Origin of the sequence: Shewanella polaris (genome assembly GCF_006385555.1) — a bacterium.
Lineage (GTDB): Bacteria > Pseudomonadota > Gammaproteobacteria > Enterobacterales > Shewanellaceae > Shewanella > Shewanella polaris.
Window position 1 is genome coordinate 913950 of record NZ_CP041036.1, and the last position, 17524, is coordinate 931473.

Annotated in this window: 20 protein-coding genes; 12 read left to right on the top strand and 8 right to left on the bottom strand. The window is 40.6% G+C overall.

The window, feature by feature from the left end; all coding sequences use genetic code 11:
* The first annotated feature begins 7 nt into the window (after positions 1 to 7).
* The 7 genes from prfA to FH971_RS03980 all read left to right on the top strand — a co-directional run bounded on the left by prfA (position 8) and on the right by FH971_RS03980 (position 6640).
* Positions 8 to 1096, top strand: coding sequence for a peptide chain release factor 1 (gene prfA / locus FH971_RS03950; protein ID WP_137222669.1), 1089 nt, complete (start codon positions 8 to 10; stop codon positions 1094 to 1096).
* 9 nt (positions 1097 to 1105) lie between these two features.
* Positions 1106 to 1963, top strand: a complete 858-nt coding sequence (gene prmC, locus FH971_RS03955) for a peptide chain release factor N(5)-glutamine methyltransferase (RefSeq protein WP_140233435.1) — start codon at positions 1106 to 1108, stop codon at positions 1961 to 1963.
* Between the two features lie 137 nt (positions 1964 to 2100).
* On the top strand, positions 2101 to 2496 hold the full coding sequence (locus FH971_RS03960) for a SirB2 family protein (protein ID WP_137222665.1): 396 nt from the start codon (positions 2101 to 2103) through the stop codon (positions 2494 to 2496).
* A gap of 9 nt (positions 2497 to 2505) precedes the next feature.
* On the top strand, positions 2506 to 3294 hold the full coding sequence (locus FH971_RS03965; RefSeq protein ID WP_137222664.1) for a transglutaminase family protein: 789 nt from the start codon (positions 2506 to 2508) through the stop codon (positions 3292 to 3294).
* Between the two features lie 185 nt (positions 3295 to 3479).
* Positions 3480 to 4727, top strand: coding sequence for a DUF819 family protein (locus FH971_RS03970; protein WP_140233436.1), 1248 nt, complete (start codon positions 3480 to 3482; stop codon positions 4725 to 4727).
* A 17-nt stretch (positions 4728 to 4744) separates the two neighbouring features.
* Positions 4745 to 5596: a 3-deoxy-8-phosphooctulonate synthase gene (gene kdsA, locus FH971_RS03975; RefSeq protein WP_137222660.1), complete on the top strand. Its 852-nt coding sequence runs from the start codon at positions 4745 to 4747 to the stop codon at positions 5594 to 5596.
* 171 nt (positions 5597 to 5767) lie between these two features.
* On the top strand, positions 5768 to 6640 hold the full coding sequence (locus FH971_RS03980) for a DMT family transporter (RefSeq protein WP_140233437.1): 873 nt from the start codon (positions 5768 to 5770) through the stop codon (positions 6638 to 6640).
* A 49-nt stretch (positions 6641 to 6689) separates the two neighbouring features.
* Here FH971_RS03980 and FH971_RS03985 read toward each other — a convergent pair whose 3' ends face one another.
* Both FH971_RS03985 and FH971_RS03990 read right to left on the bottom strand, forming a co-directional pair.
* A complete protein-coding gene (locus tag FH971_RS03985; RefSeq protein WP_240778438.1) occupies positions 6690 to 7664 on the bottom strand; it encodes a ketopantoate reductase family protein in 975 nt (324 codons plus the stop codon).
* A 28-nt stretch (positions 7665 to 7692) separates the two neighbouring features.
* Entirely contained in the window at positions 7693 to 8049 is a 357-nt protein-coding gene (locus tag FH971_RS03990; RefSeq protein WP_140233438.1) for a VanZ family protein, read from the bottom strand.
* Between the two features lie 341 nt (positions 8050 to 8390).
* Here FH971_RS03990 and FH971_RS03995 point away from each other — a divergent pair, with 341 nt between their 5' ends.
* Positions 8391 to 8876 (top strand): YajQ family cyclic di-GMP-binding protein, encoded by a 486-nt coding sequence (locus tag FH971_RS03995; protein ID WP_140233439.1) that lies wholly within the window; start codon positions 8391 to 8393, stop codon positions 8874 to 8876.
* A 133-nt stretch (positions 8877 to 9009) separates the two neighbouring features.
* The gene (locus FH971_RS04000; RefSeq protein ID WP_140233440.1) at positions 9010 to 9324 is read left to right on the top strand and encodes a phosphate ABC transporter substrate-binding protein; all 315 of its coding nucleotides are present in this window, start codon (positions 9010 to 9012) and stop codon (positions 9322 to 9324) included.
* 216 nt (positions 9325 to 9540) lie between these two features.
* Here the strand turns inward: FH971_RS04000 and nqrM are convergent, their stop codons facing one another.
* Positions 9541 to 9738 carry a (Na+)-NQR maturation NqrM gene (gene nqrM / locus FH971_RS04005; protein ID WP_140233441.1) on the bottom strand — a complete coding sequence of 66 codons (198 nt, stop codon included), beginning with the start codon at positions 9736 to 9738 and terminating at the stop codon, positions 9541 to 9543.
* 336 nt (positions 9739 to 10074) lie between these two features.
* On the opposite strand from nqrM, the gene FH971_RS04010 reads away from it, so the two are divergent.
* Entirely contained in the window at positions 10075 to 10584 is a 510-nt protein-coding gene (locus tag FH971_RS04010) for a PaaI family thioesterase (RefSeq protein WP_140233442.1), read from the top strand.
* Positions 10585 to 10737: 153 nt separating this feature from the next.
* Here FH971_RS04010 and trmH read toward each other — a convergent pair whose 3' ends face one another.
* From trmH to FH971_RS04035, 5 genes are all read right to left on the bottom strand, one after another.
* On the bottom strand, positions 10738 to 11439 hold the full coding sequence (trmH, locus tag FH971_RS04015) for a tRNA (guanosine(18)-2'-O)-methyltransferase TrmH (protein ID WP_140233443.1): 702 nt from the start codon (positions 11437 to 11439) through the stop codon (positions 10738 to 10740).
* Positions 11440 to 11779: 340 nt separating this feature from the next.
* Positions 11780 to 13207: an AmpG family muropeptide MFS transporter gene (locus FH971_RS04020; protein WP_140233444.1), complete on the bottom strand. Its 1428-nt coding sequence runs from the start codon at positions 13205 to 13207 to the stop codon at positions 11780 to 11782.
* Positions 13208 to 13334: 127 nt separating this feature from the next.
* A complete protein-coding gene (locus tag FH971_RS04025) occupies positions 13335 to 13667 on the bottom strand; it encodes a hypothetical protein (protein ID WP_137227332.1) in 333 nt (110 codons plus the stop codon).
* 338 nt (positions 13668 to 14005) lie between these two features.
* Positions 14006 to 14590, bottom strand: a complete 585-nt coding sequence (locus tag FH971_RS04030; protein ID WP_140233445.1) for a peptidylprolyl isomerase — start codon at positions 14588 to 14590, stop codon at positions 14006 to 14008.
* 61 nt (positions 14591 to 14651) lie between these two features.
* Entirely contained in the window at positions 14652 to 15218 is a 567-nt protein-coding gene (locus FH971_RS04035; protein ID WP_137222639.1) for a YajG family lipoprotein, read from the bottom strand.
* 271 nt (positions 15219 to 15489) lie between these two features.
* Between FH971_RS04035 and FH971_RS04040 the strand changes: the two genes are divergently transcribed.
* Positions 15490 to 16515, top strand: coding sequence for a DUF2804 domain-containing protein (locus FH971_RS04040; protein ID WP_167495980.1), 1026 nt, complete (start codon positions 15490 to 15492; stop codon positions 16513 to 16515).
* A gap of 108 nt (positions 16516 to 16623) precedes the next feature.
* Positions 16624 to 17502: a sterol desaturase family protein gene (locus FH971_RS04045; RefSeq protein ID WP_140233446.1), complete on the top strand. Its 879-nt coding sequence runs from the start codon at positions 16624 to 16626 to the stop codon at positions 17500 to 17502.
* The last annotated feature ends 22 nt before the right edge of the window (positions 17503 to 17524 follow it).

Below are 17524 nucleotides of genomic sequence, written 5' to 3' on the forward strand. Positions count from 1 at the left end.
GAGCTAAATGAAAGAATCCGTTATCCGCAAGCTTGAAGGCTTGCTCGAGCGAAATGAAGAAGTATTAGCATTACTGAGTGATGCGACCGTGATTGCGGATCAAGACCGTTTTCGTGGATTATCAAAAGAATATTCTCAACTTGAAGATGTTGTAAGTAGTTTTAAGGCGTTTCAACAAGCTCAAAAAGATTTTGATTACGCCAAAGAGATGCTTGAAGAAGAAGACGATGCTGAAATGCGCGAAATGGCGCAAGATGAGTATAAACAATCAAAGCAAGTATTAGAAAAACTTGAAGATGAATTACAAGTTTTACTCTTACCCACTGATCCTAATGATGACACCAACGCGTTTCTTGAAATTCGTGCCGGTGCTGGTGGTGATGAAGCGGCTATTTTTGCTGGCGATTTATACCGTATGTATTCACGTTACTGTGAAGCCAATCGCTGGCAAATGGAAGTCATGAACGTTAACGAAGGCGAGCATGGCGGCTTTAAAGAAATTATTGTTAAAGTCAGTGGTGACGGTGCCTACGGTAAGTTAAAGTTTGAGTCTGGCGGACATCGCGTACAACGCGTGCCCGAAACCGAATCTCAAGGCCGTGTGCATACTTCTGCTTGTACCGTAGTGGTATTGCATGAAGTACCTGAAGCTGAAGCGATTTCAATTAATGCTGCAGATTTAAAAGTGGATACTTTCCGCGCGTCAGGTGCTGGTGGTCAGCATGTTAACAAAACCGATTCTGCTATTCGTATTACGCATATCCCATCGGGTATTATTGTTGAGTGCCAAGATCAACGTTCACAGCATAAAAATCGTGCCCAAGCTATGAGTGTATTGGCTGCGCGTATTCAAGCTGTTGAAGATGAAAAAAGACGTAGTGCTGAAGAAACAACGCGTCGTAGCTTAGTGGCCAGTGGTGATCGTTCAGAACGCATTAGAACGTATAATTACCCACAAGGGCGAGTAAGTGATCATCGCATTAACTTAACGCTTTATCGCTTGAATGAAGTCATGGAAGGCGACTTAGATGCCTTACTTGATCCTATCATGCAAGAACATCAAGCAGATATGCTTGCAGCGTTAGCTGACGATTAAGGAGTGCTCTTGCCTCAATCTTCGTATTCAACAATTGCTGAAGCCCTTCAATGGGCTTATTCACAATTAGCGGCAACCTCTGACTCAGCACATATAGATGCAGAGGCATTGCTATTACATTGCCTGAATAAAAATCGCAGTTTTTTATATACTTGGCCTGAGCGACAACTTACTAGTGAGCAATTTAAGGCCTATAGCCAGATGATTGCTAAACGTCAGAATGGTACTCCGGTTGCACATATTTTGGGTGAACGCGAGTTTTGGTCATTACCTTTTATTGTTAATGAATCAACCCTTATTCCAAGACCTGATACCGAGATTTTAGTTGAGACGGCACTGAACTTATCTGTGCGTCACAATGCAAGAGTATTGGATTTAGGCACAGGAACTGGGGCCATTGCATTGGCTTTAGCATCGGAGCGACCTAAATGGCGTATCACTGCTATTGATAATGTTATTGGCGCTGTTGAACTCGCCAAAGCTAATCGTGAAAATTTATACTTAACCCAAGTTGAAATTATTCAGTCCGATTGGTTTTCAGCTGTTGAGCATCGCGACTTTGACTTAATTGTGTCTAATCCTCCTTACATTGATGAAGCCGATGAGCATCTTCACTTAGGCGATGTGCGCTTTGAACCGCAAAGTGCATTGACCGCAAGCAATGAAGGTTATGCTGATCTGTATTATATTGCCGAACAAGCGCGAGAACGTTTACTTCCTGGTGGCTATTTACTGCTTGAACATGGTTACGAACAAGCCATAAAAGTACGTGAAAAACTCATTGAGCTCGGCTATCAAAATGTCGCTACGGTACGCGATTTTGGTAGTAACGATCGCTGTACCTTGGGTGAATGGATAAATGAATAATCCTGCAATCACCAGACACATTAACCCTTCTAAATAAATAGTAACTAATTAGCAATAATCACGATATTGGTATACGGCTGGTTGATAGAGTAAACTAGCCGCCTTTTATTTTACCTTTTTTAAATGAGACTTAATTAATGGAAACATTTTACAGTTTATATCCTGCGGTAAAACATACTCATATGACGTTAGTTTTATTGAGTGTGATATTTTTTATCACCCGTTTTGTTTTGCATTTGCGTCAGTCTCCGGTTATGGAAAAAAAGTTTCTTAAAGTGGCGCCGCATGTTGTGGATACTTTTTTATTACTGTCAGGATTTACCCTTTGTTTTATGATCCAGCAGTTTCCTTTTGTGGACCCATGGTTGACCGAAAAAATCATCTGTGTGGTGGCATATATTGCTTTAGGCATTATGGCGCTTAAATCTAACCGTAATAAATTGTTTAAGTTTTTTGCTTTTATCGGCGCAATTGGTTGGGTAGTGTTAGCGGCCAAACTGGCTTATTTTAAACAAGTCGTATTGATGGGTTAATTGGTTTTAATGGCAAAATATCTTCTTAATGATGCAGTTTCTATTCCAGAAACTGCATTCGAACTCACTGAACACCTAGGCTTTTCAGTATCCAAACCTGCTATGTGGGCGTGGTATGAAATGGCCGGTTCAGTATTGAGTCACTACGTAGTTGACCAGCAAGCAAGGCTTGAGGGTCTGTTTAACTGGTTTTATAAAGATTTAGGCTTTTGTGCTCGAGATGACTATTTTAGTGTTGAGGCGGCAGATCTAAGCTATTGCGTGTTAAAGCGTCAAGGTAATAGCACCACCTTATCAATATTATTGATTCTACTGGCAAAGCAACTCGATTTATCGCTTGAGGCGGTTTTATTACCCGGCAACACGGTTCTTAAAAGCCAAATAAATGATGTGGTTAAATACCATGATCCATTAACTGGTCAAGAGCTTAACCGCCATCAACTGCATGCATTAGTACGCGGTGAGTTGGGTAACGCTGCAAAATTAAAACCCAGCCATCTTAAAACGGCTACGCTAAAGCGTTTAATTAGTCGCATGATACATGAGCTAAAAGCGGGTTGTATTGTCAGTCATAAATTTGAACAAGCAATGGAATGCTGTAATTTATTATTACAATGGCATCCTGACGACGTGCATCTTAATCGTGAACGGGCATTTATTGCTCAACAATTAGGTTGTATTAAGGTGGCCATGTCTGATTTGCAACACTTCATCGATTTGAGTCCGCATGATCCGGTGATTGAGCTGGTTAAGATTCAATTAAAGGAACTCAGTCAACATACGCAGGTTTATCATTAATCTTTTGATTGAGTCTGTGGCTTAGGCTGCTTTGATAATTCAAAGCAGCTTTATTCGCAAATAGGGCATTAGTCAGCTCATTTTGACAGCATTTAACTGCAGCACTATGCGAATTGAGCAATACTTGATTTTCGCATTAACAATAATAACTAAAAATATAATGTAACTGTAAGGGAGAACACTGCATGACAACATCAGCAATGGTGACCAATGATGCTACCGCACTGGGTATACTCGCCGTTATTCTAGGTTTCGTTTTTTACACTAACTCATCGGCTCATCCTTTTTGGCAAAAATTCTATAAATATATTCCAGCATTATTACTCTGTTATTTTCTACCTTCATTATTAAATACCTTTGGCATAGTTGATGGTAATACATCCAAATTGTATTTTGTCGCATCGCGTTATTTACTGCCAGCGTGTTTAGTTTTACTGATCCTTAGTGTTGATTTAAAAGCGATCCTTGCCTTAGGCCCTAAGGCCGTCATTATGTTTTTAACGGGTACCTTAGGGATTGTCATTGGTGGACCGATTGCATTATTGGCCGTGTCGATAATTGATCCATCACTACTAGGCGGTAATGGTCCCGATGCTGTTTGGCGCGGAATGACAACCTTAGCAGGTAGTTGGATTGGTGGTGGTGCCAACCAAGCCGCAATGAAAGAGATTTATTCTGTCGGCGGCGAAATATTCTCGGTGATGGTGACAGTTGACGTTATCGTGGCCAATATCTGGATGGCGGTACTGCTATTTATGGCCTCGAAAGCCAAAGAGATTGATGCGAGAACTGGCGCTGACACGACCGCGATTGAAGCGTTAAAAAAGAAAGTAGAAAAATATCACGCTGAAAATTCACGTATTCCTTCACTTCGCGACATCATGATGATTGTGGCCATTGGTTTTGGGGTGACAGGTTTTGCGCATTTTGCCGCAGATTTCTTGGGCCCTTTCTTTGAAGCTAATTATCCATGGACTGAAGATTACAGTTTAACCTCAAAGTTCTTTTGGTTAGTGGTGATTGTTACTACCGTTGGTTTAGGCCTATCGTTTAGCCCTGTTCGCCATTTAGAAGCGGCAGGCGCTTCTAAAGTTGCTTCAGCATTTTTATATATTTTAGTCGCAACCATTGGCTTACATATGGATGTGTCTAAAATAATGGATACCCCTATTTATTTCCTAGTCGGCATAGTGTGGATGCTCGTACACGCAGGATTAATGCTATTGGTTGCTAAACTGATTAAAGCGCCATTGTTTTATATGGCAGTCGGTAGTCAGGCAAACGTTGGCGGAGCCGCATCGGCCCCTGTTGTGGCCGCAGCATTCCACCCCGCATTAGCACCTGTCGGGGTGTTATTAGCAGTATTCGGTTATGCATTAGGTACTTACATGGCTTGGCTATGTGGTCAGTTATTACAAGTTGTCGCAGCGTAATGCGCTAAGAGGATCAAATGGATCAAAAAATTATTCAGTTATCTAATAATGTTCAAGTAGGCAACGATAAACCGTTTGTGTTATTTGGTGGTATGAACGTACTTGAGTCGCGTGATTTGGCGATGTCAATTGCAGAACATTATGTGGAAGTGACCCAAAAATTGGGTATCCCCTATGTATTCAAAGCCTCTTTTGATAAAGCCAATCGTTCATCGATTAATTCATACCGAGGTCCAGGTATGGAAGAAGGTTTACGTATTTTTGAAGAAATAAAATCAACCTTTAATGTGCCTATGATTACCGATGTACACGAGATCGAACAGTGTGCACCTGTTGCTGAAGTAGTCGATATTATTCAATTACCTGCATTCTTAGCTCGTCAAACTGATCTTGTTGTCGCTATGGCAAAAACTGGCGCAGTTATTAACGTGAAAAAACCACAGTTTTTAGCGCCGCACGAAATGCGACACATTATTACCAAGTTTAACGAAGCCGGTAATGACAACATTATTTTATGTGAACGCGGCAGTAGCTTTGGTTATAACAACCTAGTTGTTGACATGTTAGGCATGGATGAAATGAAGCAAACAGGTTATCCAGTGATCTTTGATGCGACTCATGCACTGCAACGACCTGGTGGACGTGCAGATTCTGCTGGCGGACGTCGTGCGCAGGCAACTGAACTAGCAAGAAGTGGTATGGCATTAGGGTTAGCGGGCTTGTTTATTGAAGCTCATCCAGATCCTGACAATGCAAAATGTGACGGTCCATGCGCACTACCGCTGCATTTATTAGAGAAATACCTAACGCAGATGAAAGCAGTTGATGATTTGGTTAAGTCATTTGAGTTTATCGATACCAGCAAGTAATTAGCTGGATTGCACTTAGTGCTTATTAGTACCAATTAGTGCACAGTGAGTTCTAATCAATTTAGCCATTATTTGTGTCTTTCATCTAGCTGACAATATAAGCTAATTGTCCTTGTATAAGCCCTGACTTTTTACAAAGTTTCAGGGCTTTTTAGTAGTTGGGATTAAACGATGTGGATTCTATTTACCTTTCTCGCCGCATTTATGCAGGCGTGGCGCAATGCATTTCAAAGCAAACTCAGTAAAGAAGTTAGTGTTGCAGGCGTTACCTTAGCTCGATTTATTTGGGCGGGACCAATTGCTGCTTGTTATCTATATGGACTTCATCAGTTTCAACCCACTGCATTGCCAAATTTTAGCGGCGCTTTTTTGGGATTTGTTATTGGCGCTGCATCAATGCAAATTCTGGCAACAGGTTTAATGGTTAAACTGTTTAAAATGCAAAACTACGCCATAGGTGCAGGGCTTGCCAAAAGCGAAGCGTTAGTCGCTGCCATTCTTGGCGTGTTATTTTTCGGCACTCAATTATCCGTACTTGGTTGGATTGGCGTTACTGTGGGTGGTATAGCAGTGATGTTGCTCAGCAGTAAACAAGGCTTTAAACATTTGTCCCTTAAAACGGTATTGTTAGGCCTTGCATGTGGCAGTTCCTTTGCGTTGACATCGCTATGGGTGCGCGAAGCCAGTTTAACCCTGCAAGGGCCATTTACACATCGTGCAGCATGGGTATTGCTTTGGGTGATAGGATTACAAACGATAGTGCTAATAGGCTACCTATTGGCTAAAGATAAATCGACGTTAACAGCCTTGTGGCAACGACCTAAATTAACCTTGGCGATCAGTGTCACCAGTTGTATCGGTTCAATCGGTTGGTTCAGTGCTATGTCGTTGCAAGCTGTGCCTTATGTCAAAACATTAGGCCAGATCGAAATATTTTTCACACTAATGATTGCAGTATTTTGGCTTAAAGATAAAGTGAAAATTAATGATGTAGCCGGCTTAGTGTTAATTGCCATAGCAGCTGTTTTAGTGATGTGGAGCTAATTCACGATAGTAGAGATAAGTCGAATTGATGCAAATGGCAGCATCGCATTTAAGATTGACTCAGTTTTAGAATCTTGTCGACGAGCTCCTGATTATTGGGCACTTTAAGGTGATGTGCCTTGGCTTGCTGGCAAATATAGCCATTTATCTCATTAATTTCAGTCAGTCTGTTGTGGGCCACATCTTGATACATAGATGAAAAGTTTGCCGATGTTAATTCAATAACCTGATAAACCCTCGCGCTGATTACAGCCTTATCTAATGTTATGCCATCACATTTGGCCACTTGTACAAGTTCATCGATAATGGCACTGATCTGTGATTGATATTCTGTTGCTGCTAATTGGCCATTGGCACATTGATTTAACGCGGTTAACGGGTTTACCACTGCATTAATGGCCAGCTTTTGCCATAGCACTGGTAGTACTGGCTGATGCCACTCAATGGTTTGATTGTCACTTTGAAGCGCAGTTAGGCGTGCAGTTAATTCTTTCGACATAAAAGAACCACAGAAATGCCCTAGTTGAGTCACACCAACCCCGCTGTGTTTTACTTGCCACTGATTTAGCTTCAACGCCGCTTGTGAAGTAGTGCCTAAGCTTAATCCTTTTTCGGGGTATTTTGCTAATGCAGCAGCAACAGGCAAGTGCGGCCCTAAACCGTTATGGAGTAATACGATATGACATTGAGGAGATAGTTTTGCTAATAAAGGGATAAGTGCTTGCTCGACTTGATAGGCTTTAACACACACTAACAACAGCTCAACTTGTGCTAAGCGTTTATCATCAGTACCCAATATAGTTGCGAGTGTTTCATGGGGTTGCTGCTTAAGGTCAATAAAAGACAACTGTTGTAGAGCGGTTTGCTTGTCTCGACCAATAAATACCACATCGTTTGTGTGAGGCTCTTGGGTGTTAATACTGAGTTTGTGATACATCAACTGGCCAATGGCACCCGCGCCTAATATTGCAATAGGTGCGATATTGGTTTGCTTTAACGATTGGACTATTGATGTCATTGCCATCGGTGCAGGCCTTATTGAAAGTTGTTTATTAGTTGCTTGCTTTTAATTTACGGTATTTTTGAATTGAAAAATGCAGTAAATAAAACAGTGCAATCCCCGCAAAGTCGGCAGCTACATCGGCAACTGATGCGCTACGGTAAGGTAAACGAGATTGAATCAATTCAATTAATACTGCGTAGGCCGCTAAAGAGGTACATAAAAAATACCAACGTGGTTTAAAGGCATAATGTGCCAGAAATGAAAGGGCAAAAAAACTGCCTAAATGGCCAACTTTATCCATGTTAGCGAAAGTTTGTGGATAACTTGGTTTAGAAAAAACCAAATAGCTAGTCACAATGACGGCAACAACCAACGCAAGTTTAAAAATATTTTTATAAGTGATCACGAGCGTTACATTAGCCTTTTGAAACGGGAATAGTGCTAATAATAAGAAACCTGTTCAAAATTGTCACTAATAAACCGCTATTGAAAGTCATTATTGTCTAACAAAGGCTATTTTTACTGTTATTAATGAGAAATTCTTAACCATTAAACTCAATATAAATGAGCTTTTTAGCGCTAAAATGATTAAAAATAGCTCATTAATGATTTTTTGTTAATAAATACGATATTTGTTATAAAAAACAATTACCGCAGAAACCTAAGTTGTACTCCACTATCCTGATAATGGTTGCTAGTGTAAAATAGCCTGATATAAATGTGCGATGAATCAAAGAGGAAAGCGACATGCCTTCTATGGATATAGTGTCAGAAGTTGATGAAGAAGAATTACGTAACGCGGTAGAAAACTCTCGTCGTGAAGTTGCTGGACGTTTTGATTTTCGTGGCAAAGAGATCGAGATTGATTTGAAAGACAATGTCGTCACCTTAAAATCAGAAGATGATTTCATTTGTAAGCAGCTGGTCGATATTTTGCGAATACAGCTGAGTAAGCGTAACGTTGATCCATCGTCAATGGAAGTAGATGACAAAGCGGTTCACAGCGGTAAAACTTTTAGTTTAAAAGTTAACTTCAAGCAAGGCATTGAATCACTGATTGCCAAAAAGCTAGTCAAGGCCATCAAAGACAGCAAGCTTAAAGTACAAGCTGCAATTCAAGGTGACTCAGTACGTATTACGGGTAAAAAACGCGATGACCTACAAGCAGTCATGCGTTTAGCCAAAGAGTCAGAACTTGGTCAACCATTCCAGTTCAACAACTTCAGAGACTAATCCTGAAGTAACGAATATTGCACTGAATAAGTCCTGCAGATATAACAAAACCGATAAGTTTCCTTATCGGCTTTTTTGTTGGTGATAAAACAAGTTGGCTGATAGATTTAGGGGAAGAACAGATGTTTATTGGGTGTCGACAACTGATACTAAGAAATTATTTTTAGGTAAACTAAAAAAGTTATCAAATGGTACTAAACCGATTGTGGTTGAATATCCAGATGGTTCAGCTATTCGAGATGCGTTTCACAGTAAAGTTACCGGAAAAACCAGCTCTCAACTACAAGCTTACTGGTCTCAATTAGTTTTTCGAGGAAAAGGCAATCCACCTAAAGAAGTTGGCTCTGCAGCTGCTGTTATCGCTGAAATAACAGCAAATACTGCTGTTATCGGTTATGTTGATTCAGCAGAAGTAACAGATCAACGAAAGGTTATTTACCAACCTTAGTTTCACTTTAAAAGCATCGCGTTGGGTCATTTCTTACTCAATAAATCGTTAAAGGATTTGGTAAGTAATGACCCATTATCGTTTCTAACTCGTTATCGTCGTCAACTGTAAATAGTCATTATATTCGATAGTGTATAAACACCTAATGTATCAGGAATCGTTTATCATTTTATGGGCTTATGGCGTGAGGCTTAATGAATGAAAACTGAGATGGATTCATTTTTTAGCTGGTTCTTGTATTTGATATAATATTCTATGCTCTTCACAGGTGACTTCACAATCACAGCTTTTCTCTATTCCTATATTCGCCAATCCGGCACAACTGCCTTGAATGGGCTTTCTACCCAAAAACAACCCAATTGCCATCGCGGCAAAAAACACGATAAATATTAAAAATGTGATAATAAAAGTCATTATTTTCCCCTTTTGATACCCTTGATGTTTCGGTGTTTACTTTGATAAGCATGTGAGATTTCTTTAGCGTTAAATTGCTATCGCTGAAAAATCATACGGTTATAGACGTCTAACTTTTTAGCAGTACCTTGTTGAGATAAACCCCCGCATATTGATCAAAAGTCGCAACGCTCAACTGGCACAGTTCATCTTGAATGGTTGCAGACCTAGTGAGTATAAATAAGATGATTTATTTTTAGACTCATTAAATACTCAAATCGATATTGATGTGATACTCTAAAACACTTATTAGCATATGCCAATAAGTGTTTGCGTTTTATATCGTTGAGAATAAATATGAATCACCAAGATAAACCTGAAAAAACATTACTATTCGAAGACTTAACGTTTTTTTACCCCAATATAACCCTCGACTCTTTGCAAGCGGTTGAGAAGCAATCAAGTCATCAACATTGTATGTTATGTGGTACACAACCCTTATTGGGATTGCATTTGCATTTTTATAGCGGTACCGATCAACTCGTGTGGGCCAGAGCCAAAGGCACTATTCACCATCAAGGTTATCAAGGTATTTTGCACGGTGGATTTTTATCTGCGTTACTGGATAGCGGAATGTGTCAGGCGCTGTTTCAACAAAAAATTGAAGCGGTTACTGCGGACATGAGTATTCGCTATTTGCATGAAGTACCGGTAAATAGTGAGATTTTAATTAAAGGTGAGATAACATCTGCTCGCCCCCCTTTATATAAGGTTTCGGGGGAGCTGTATGTGCAAGGCAAACTGATGGTTAAAAGCAGTGCACGCTTTATGACAAAGGGATTTGGCAAAAAGATAAATGTTTCATAGTGCTTTAAATACCCGTAGGTACTCCCAAAAATTGTCCATGGGGTAGATATCGACTGGCATAATAGTTGTTAACATAAGTATTGATTACAAGGTGTTGTTTATCAGTTACTTTAATGCACTACGGAACACTTTATTCGGTTTGTGGTTGAGATGCTAGGCCATTGACGTTTGTGGATCTGGTGCTCGCATTCGATCCCACCATTGCTTGTCGGCAACTATTTGCCCTTGATCATCTATTGCAGGGTAAGGGATTTGTTTGCGGCGGCAAGCTTTGGCGTATATGGGGTGCCCATGTTCAAATAGCATTGTTTGGCAGTAGGCGCTATCAAGTTTACGCGTTCCGTACATATTGGCCATTTCGCGTTGGCGTTGAGCCTCATACATGACTAACGCAGCCGCTACGGATACATTGAGTGATTGCACCATACCTCGCATAGGGATGATGATATGTTGATCAGCAGCCGCTATTGCTTCTGCGCTAACTCCGTCACGTTCATTGCCCATTACTATGGCGGTGGGTTGAGTGTAATCAATCTGGCGAAAATCGACCGCAGAGTCTGAAAAGGTTGTGGTTAATATCTGCATTTTTTGTTTTTTAAAGGCTTGGTGAGCTTCTTCAAACGTGTAGTGCTTAACAGTATTAACCCATTGCTGGCTCCCTGACGCCGTATTACCAGATACCCTCATATCGATATCGGGCCACACTGCATGAATTTCATGAATGCCCACGCAATCTGCCGAGCGAATAACCGCTGCAATATTATTGGTCATATGCACTTTATCAAGGCAAACCGTTAAGTCGACCTGGCGGTTATCAAGCATCTGATTTATACGGGCAAAACGTTCTGGGCTCATGGAATAATTCTACTTAATGTTATTCAATTTATTTTAATGTTAGCTTTCAACCGAAAATCATCTAATGCGCAGTAAAGCAATTAATATCGATAGCAGGTGATTATTACGGGTGTTAAAACGCAAACACGTCATGGATCGCGACAAGAAAAATATAGAAGTATTTAACCTTCTGACATTAGTTTTGCAGCCGTTTATGGCTATGCTACTGTTATTCCTCTGGCCACTTTTAATCGGTAATGTACCTTTGATATTGTCAATATTACTACTGTTATCACTATAGAAAAACGAAGATAACATGTTGGTGTCGGTGAAATCCAAACGGAGTTTGGAACATAAACAACTAAAGCGGTGGTTTACCTACATCAGTCGACACATCAATCGATCCCTCTGTTGAAGCCGCATCGGCAGCAATCACTTGATTTTGAGATCGATTCACCAGCACCACTAATAACAACACCGGAAAGCCAATCAAACTGGCAGCAATAAAGAAGTTGATATAACCAAAAGCATCTACGTACAAGCCTGAAAATCCAGCAATAAACTTAGGGAACAACAACATAATCGACGACAATAACGCATATTGTGTGGCGCTGTAACCACTACTGGTTAAGCTGGACAAATAAGCAATAAACGCTGCAGTCGCAATGCCTGCACTAAAATTGTCCACTGATATAGCTAAGGTTAAAAACGGCACGTTATAACCAATATATGCTTGCCAAGCGAACAGCAAGTTAGTGACTGCAACTAACAATGCGCCCAAGAACAGAATCTTCATGGTGCCATAGCGCATGATTAATACCCCACCAAAAGCGGCACCGACTAAGGTCATGATCAAACCATAGACTTTACTGATAAAAGCGATTTCCTCTTTACTAAAACCGATGTCGACGTAAAACACATTCGCCATAATGCCCATGACAATATCAGAGATACGATAGCACGATATTAACAACAAAATGAGAATCGCACTTTTGCCATGGCGCCTAAAAAAGTCAATAAAAGGTAATACACTAGCGCTGTATAACCAGGCTAATGCCCCTGCGACTTTTACTGGGTATTTGGCTGCAAACTCGGCTCTTAATAGGCGTTCTTTATCGTCAGCATATTTGGTATCTACTTGGGGTTCTTTACTGCATAACGTGGTAATAATACCGACACCCATTAGCATGGCCATAGCAAAGTAGGCGGTCTGCCAAGCTTCTAAATTGTAAGCATCATCACCTGGAGATACCCAAGCTGCGATGGTTAACGCACCCGCAGTGGCAATGATCATCGCACTGCGATAACCGACTTGGTAAGCAGCGGCAAGGGCTGCTTGCATTTTTTCTGGGGCGGATTCAATCCTGAAAGCATCAATAACAATATCTTGAGTGGCAGATGCAAAGGCTAACAATAATGCGCATACTGCTAAACGCTCAAGATTAACCACAGGATCACTTACTGACATACCGAGTATTGCGCCGACTAAGCATAATTGTGCAAACAGCATCCAGCCGCGTCGTCGGCCTAAAAAACGGGTGAACAAAGGGAGTGACATACGGTCGACGAGGGGAGACCATGCCCATTTAAAAGCATAAGTCAGTGCTATCCAGCTAAAATAACCAATAGCGGCTCGGTCGACACCGGCTTCACGCAACCAAAAGCTGAGGGTAGAAAAAACCAGCATTAATGGTAAACCGGCAGAAAAGCCTAGTAAGAGTAGAATGAATACTCGTTTATGGTAGTAAACCGATAAGGCTTCACGGGTTCGAGATAAAAAAACCGACATAAGACAACTGGATAATGGAGAATGGCTCTAGCTTATGTTGCAAGGGGTTTTGGTTCAAGCCATTCTAAAAGATTATTCAGTCAGTTTGAGGTTAAATAGGAATTAGATCTAAATTCAGCTGATAGTTTTAAGGTCTGATACCTATACAGCTTTGTGGCACATTACCGCCAATATTAATGTAATCGCAGCAATCATGAACTTGTTGACGTAAGTATTGATTGCCTTTAATTGTCCAACCAGACCAATGATCAAAACAGTACAATAAGTGCCAAAACACTTTTTCTGTATCGCTAAGTTGTTCTGTTAGTTGATTAGGGTTGTTTGATATAAATTGCCATTCTTCTAATACATCCCACATATACAGCTGTATTTCTTTGTAATCTAATTGATTTTCTAAAAAAGCTTTACCGAAATAGGCAAGTTGTGGGGCTTTAGTTTCAATAAAATCATTAGCCGAGATCATAAGTGCGTCCTGAGTATTTGAAATGTGGTTGCCAAGAATTGCGCAGCTAACTAAGTGGGTATGTAAAATAGAGTATAGACGTTAATTACACACTTGAAGCGGTAAGCGTGAAAAAAAACAGTTATTTTGTCAACCTAAAGTACTACTTAGTTGATTTGTTAGCTAGTAAGTATGTATAGGGTAACAATTAATTGCTGTTGTTAATGATTGAAAAAAACGTATCGGTTAACGATAAGTAAGACGATCTCTGCTGATGGACATTGATCAGAAATGAAGACTGATGGCATGACTACCGATGTGATGGTCATCGGTAGTCATAGACAAATAATGTGAGATTAGCGAGGCAATAAAGTGGCTTTTTTCAGCATAACGGTATTAACCGGAAAATCGGGCCAGTTTAAGGTTTCGTTATGTTCAGTCGGTACCAATGAAATTGCTTCTAATACCTCCATACCTTGAGTGACTTCACCAAAAACGGCATAGCCCCAACGTCGTTTAGAAGGATCTAATTTCTTATTGTCACCGACATTAAAGAAAAACTGACGTGTTGCTGAATGGGGAGCATTATCTCGAGCCATTGCAATTGTTCCCAGAGAGTTAGATAAACCATTTCCGGATTCATTCACTATGGGAGCAAGTGACGGGCGCTCTTCTAGTTTAGAGGTTAACCCACCACCTTGGACCACAAACTCGGCAATCACACGATGGAAAATGGTGTTGTCATATTCACCTTTAACCACATAAGTTAAAAAGTTATCTACGGTAAGCGGTGCACGAGTGCGATCTAACTCAACCACAATTTTCCCCATTGAGGTGTCAAACTCTACTTGTGGATACAAGGTGTCTTCTTGAATATCGACCGCGGCATTGGTGCCCAAGCTGGTCAATAACAATAGGCAGGTGGCGAACCTTTTCAACATAATATGCAGTCCTTCTTTATTGGCATCGTTTGATGCCAATACCTAATAACGTCAGTTAGGCTTAACGCTGAATAAATTGGTGTAACTCTTCATCGTTAATAATTTCGGTGGTGAGTTTATCAACCAACTTGGTGATATCTAATTCAAGCGTGGCAAAATCTGGGCTTAATGGGCCTTTTAAATAGCCGTTAGCATTATATGTTTTAGTAAACTCTTGCTGTGAGTTTTTAGCCAATACATTGATAACTAAACGTGTTTTGGATTCAAAACTGAATGTCGAATCTGTTACGTCGGCCAACAAATAATGTAACTGAAACTGTACTGAATTAGGTGCAGCAGGGTCTATTACATAACCCGCTTTGCTCATCCCATTACGGAACAGTGTGTCCAGTTGTTGACGAATAGGTTCGCTGGCACTGACTAGTTTAGGCGCTTTGCCTTCTTCATTAAAACGCACTACAAAGCTTGCTTCGCGGGTATCAATGGTCTCGACCATTACAGGGAAATTGGTTTCAGTTTGTAACTGAACAGGGCCCAGTGCAGGGTTGAGACCAATATGAGTCGGCTCATAACTCGCACAAGCCGTAAGCAATAATGTAGACAGTAAAATAGGGATCAATAACTTCATGAGACAACAATAACGAGCAATAGGTGGATAAATAATAACAGAATTTGTCTGGGTTTCCAGCATCCCTAAAGTTATGTTGCTAAAACATAACTTGAGTTATGCGCCTCTCAATGGCGAAGGGTGGCAAAATCATTAATATCTCATTAAAGGTACTGCTCTCAATTGAGCAATATAGCAACAATGTGTGTTGGTTATTGACATTAATGTCGGATCAATTCAGGTTAGTGCGATACAACTTAAGTCAAATAAACAATGTGATGTAGGTAATGTCATGCAACATAAACAGCCACAACTGGCTCCAGATAAATTGATCAATGCCAATGGCCAACCAGTGTTTGGCCTATTTGATGGGATTATTGATTCACTCAATGTGGATCAATTTTCTTATTCTACGGTAATGGATAAACCCGCATCGAAACTGGCTAAGTATTTTAATTTTAAACAGTTCCAGTTTGTTAGCATTATTACCCCTCATTATATTGTGGCAGTCGCGATTGCCGATATTCGTTATGTCGCTAATGGCTTTTGTTATCTTTATGACATCAAAGCCAATAAGCTGACCCAGACACAATGGTTAACCCCATTAGGGCTTGGTTGTAAGTTAAGCGACTCTCCTAAGCATGGGCGCGCCGAAATCGGCCGTAAACACAAAGGTATTGTTATCGATATTGTCGATGGACAATGGCAGGTCGATATCAACCTTGCCGATATACAAGCCAATTTACGCATTCAACCTGCACCGCTGAGTTTACCTATAAGTTTGTGTACGCCCACAGGTTATAACGGTTGGACTTATACTCAAAAGCACAATGGTTTAGCCGTAACAGGGCAACTAACCATTCGTCATGAACCACAGCCCTTAAATCATGCGCTGGCAGGTTATGACTTTTCGGCCGGGTTTATGCGTCGCGAAACCAGTTGGCGTTGGGCTTCAATTAATGCCCAAACCGACGATGGTGTTATTGGGCTGAATTTAGCCGCCGGCGTTAACGAAACGGGTCAAACTGAAAATGTAATGTGGATAAATGGTGGGCGCCACTTATTGGGCGCTGCGCAATTTGATTTTAATCGATGCTCACAGCAGGATGTATGGCATATCACTACCAATGATGGTCAAGTTGATTTGCATTTTAGACCGTTAAATCAACGCAGCGAAAAGCTCAATTTAATCTGGTTAAAAAACAATTTTAGACAATATATTGGCCATTTCAGCGGGGTGATTTGTGATAACAATGGCAATCAATATCGCTTAACAAACCAATTAGGGTTAACTGAGGACCATTTTGCTAAGTGGTAATAAATATTAAAAATATGTTCTGTTAAACGTAGGCTTTATTAGGGGATATGGCATTCACTGAGTCAAACCCGTAGCTGAAAATAATAATAAATAGAAATGGATAACAATATGGACATGGATTTATTGATTGCTCATCCTGAGTGGTTATTACTGGTGTTAGCTCCGATATTTTTCGGCTGTATTTTATTGGAATGGTGGTTTGGTGTTCGCGCTCAGCGCTTGCCCAGCAATGCGCAATATCGTCCCGCTGAAGTGTTGTGCAATTTTGTATTGGCTGGCATGCATCAAGTTGCGGATATTATCGCGAGCTTATTTATTGCGAAGATCTATTTACACTTATTTGGCTGGCGTTTATTTGATATCGAAATGACATTAATCACTTTTGGCTTGTTGCTCATTGCTCAAGACTTTTGTTATTACTGGTTTCATCGCGCTAGCCATCGTATTCGTTGGATGTGGGCTGCACATGTAGTGCATCACAGCTCTGAAAACATGAATTTCAGCACAGCCTTCAGACAAAGCTTAATGTATCCTCTGGCTGGAATGTGGCTGTTTTGGTTACCTTTGGTGGTAATTGGCTTTGACCCTAATTGGGTGGTGTTTGCCGTATTACTTAACCTTGGGTTGCAGTTTTTTGTACATACTCAAGCCATAAAGTCGTTAGGGCCACTGGAATGGATTTTTAACACTCCATCTCATCATCGTGTTCATCATGGTCGTAATCCGCAATATATCGACAAAAATTATGCTGGCGTGTTGATTATATGGGACAAAATGTTTGGTACGTTTGAGCCTGAAAATGAAACCGTGGTATACGGTATTACTAAGCCTGTAAACAGTTTTAACCCGTTAGTGGTGACATTTAGCGAGTGGCGCGACATGTGGTGTGATGTGAGCAAATCACAATTATCACTTTGGCAGCGATTGCGGATCTTATTTGCACCACCTTCAACGCATCAGCAGTCATCCACTAAAACGGATGCTTAAGCAAACTTAAACCGACCACCGC

What these genes read in the sequence shown, in the direction of transcription:
- prfA (WP_137222669.1), top strand. Translation starts at nt 8, where the DNA reads ATGAAAGAATCCGTTATCCGCAAGCTTGAAGGCTTGCTCGAGCGAAAT.
- FH971_RS03960 (WP_137222665.1), top strand. Translation starts at nt 2,101, where the DNA reads ATGGAAACATTTTACAGTTTATATCCTGCGGTAAAACATACTCATATG.
- FH971_RS03965 (WP_137222664.1), top strand. Translation starts at nt 2,506, where the DNA reads ATGGCAAAATATCTTCTTAATGATGCAGTTTCTATTCCAGAAACTGCA.
- FH971_RS03970 (WP_140233436.1), top strand. Translation starts at nt 3,480, where the DNA reads ATGACAACATCAGCAATGGTGACCAATGATGCTACCGCACTGGGTATA.
- kdsA (WP_137222660.1), top strand. Translation starts at nt 4,745, where the DNA reads ATGGATCAAAAAATTATTCAGTTATCTAATAATGTTCAAGTAGGCAAC.
- FH971_RS03980 (WP_140233437.1), top strand. Translation starts at nt 5,768, where the DNA reads ATGTGGATTCTATTTACCTTTCTCGCCGCATTTATGCAGGCGTGGCGC.
- FH971_RS03985 (WP_240778438.1), bottom strand. Translation starts at nt 7,664, where the DNA reads ATGGCAATGACATCAATAGTCCAATCGTTAAAGCAAACCAATATCGCA.
- FH971_RS03995 (WP_140233439.1), top strand. Translation starts at nt 8,391, where the DNA reads ATGCCTTCTATGGATATAGTGTCAGAAGTTGATGAAGAAGAATTACGT.
- nqrM (WP_140233441.1), bottom strand. Translation starts at nt 9,738, where the DNA reads ATGACTTTTATTATCACATTTTTAATATTTATCGTGTTTTTTGCCGCG.
- FH971_RS04010 (WP_140233442.1), top strand. Translation starts at nt 10,075, where the DNA reads ATGAATCACCAAGATAAACCTGAAAAAACATTACTATTCGAAGACTTA.
- trmH (WP_140233443.1), bottom strand. Translation starts at nt 11,439, where the DNA reads ATGAGCCCAGAACGTTTTGCCCGTATAAATCAGATGCTTGATAACCGC.
- FH971_RS04020 (WP_140233444.1), bottom strand. Translation starts at nt 13,207, where the DNA reads ATGTCGGTTTTTTTATCTCGAACCCGTGAAGCCTTATCGGTTTACTAC.
- FH971_RS04030 (WP_140233445.1), bottom strand. Translation starts at nt 14,590, where the DNA reads ATGTTGAAAAGGTTCGCCACCTGCCTATTGTTATTGACCAGCTTGGGC.
- FH971_RS04035 (WP_137222639.1), bottom strand. Translation starts at nt 15,218, where the DNA reads ATGAAGTTATTGATCCCTATTTTACTGTCTACATTATTGCTTACGGCT.
- FH971_RS04040 (WP_167495980.1), top strand. Translation starts at nt 15,490, where the DNA reads ATGCAACATAAACAGCCACAACTGGCTCCAGATAAATTGATCAATGCC.
- FH971_RS04045 (WP_140233446.1), top strand. Translation starts at nt 16,624, where the DNA reads ATGGACATGGATTTATTGATTGCTCATCCTGAGTGGTTATTACTGGTG.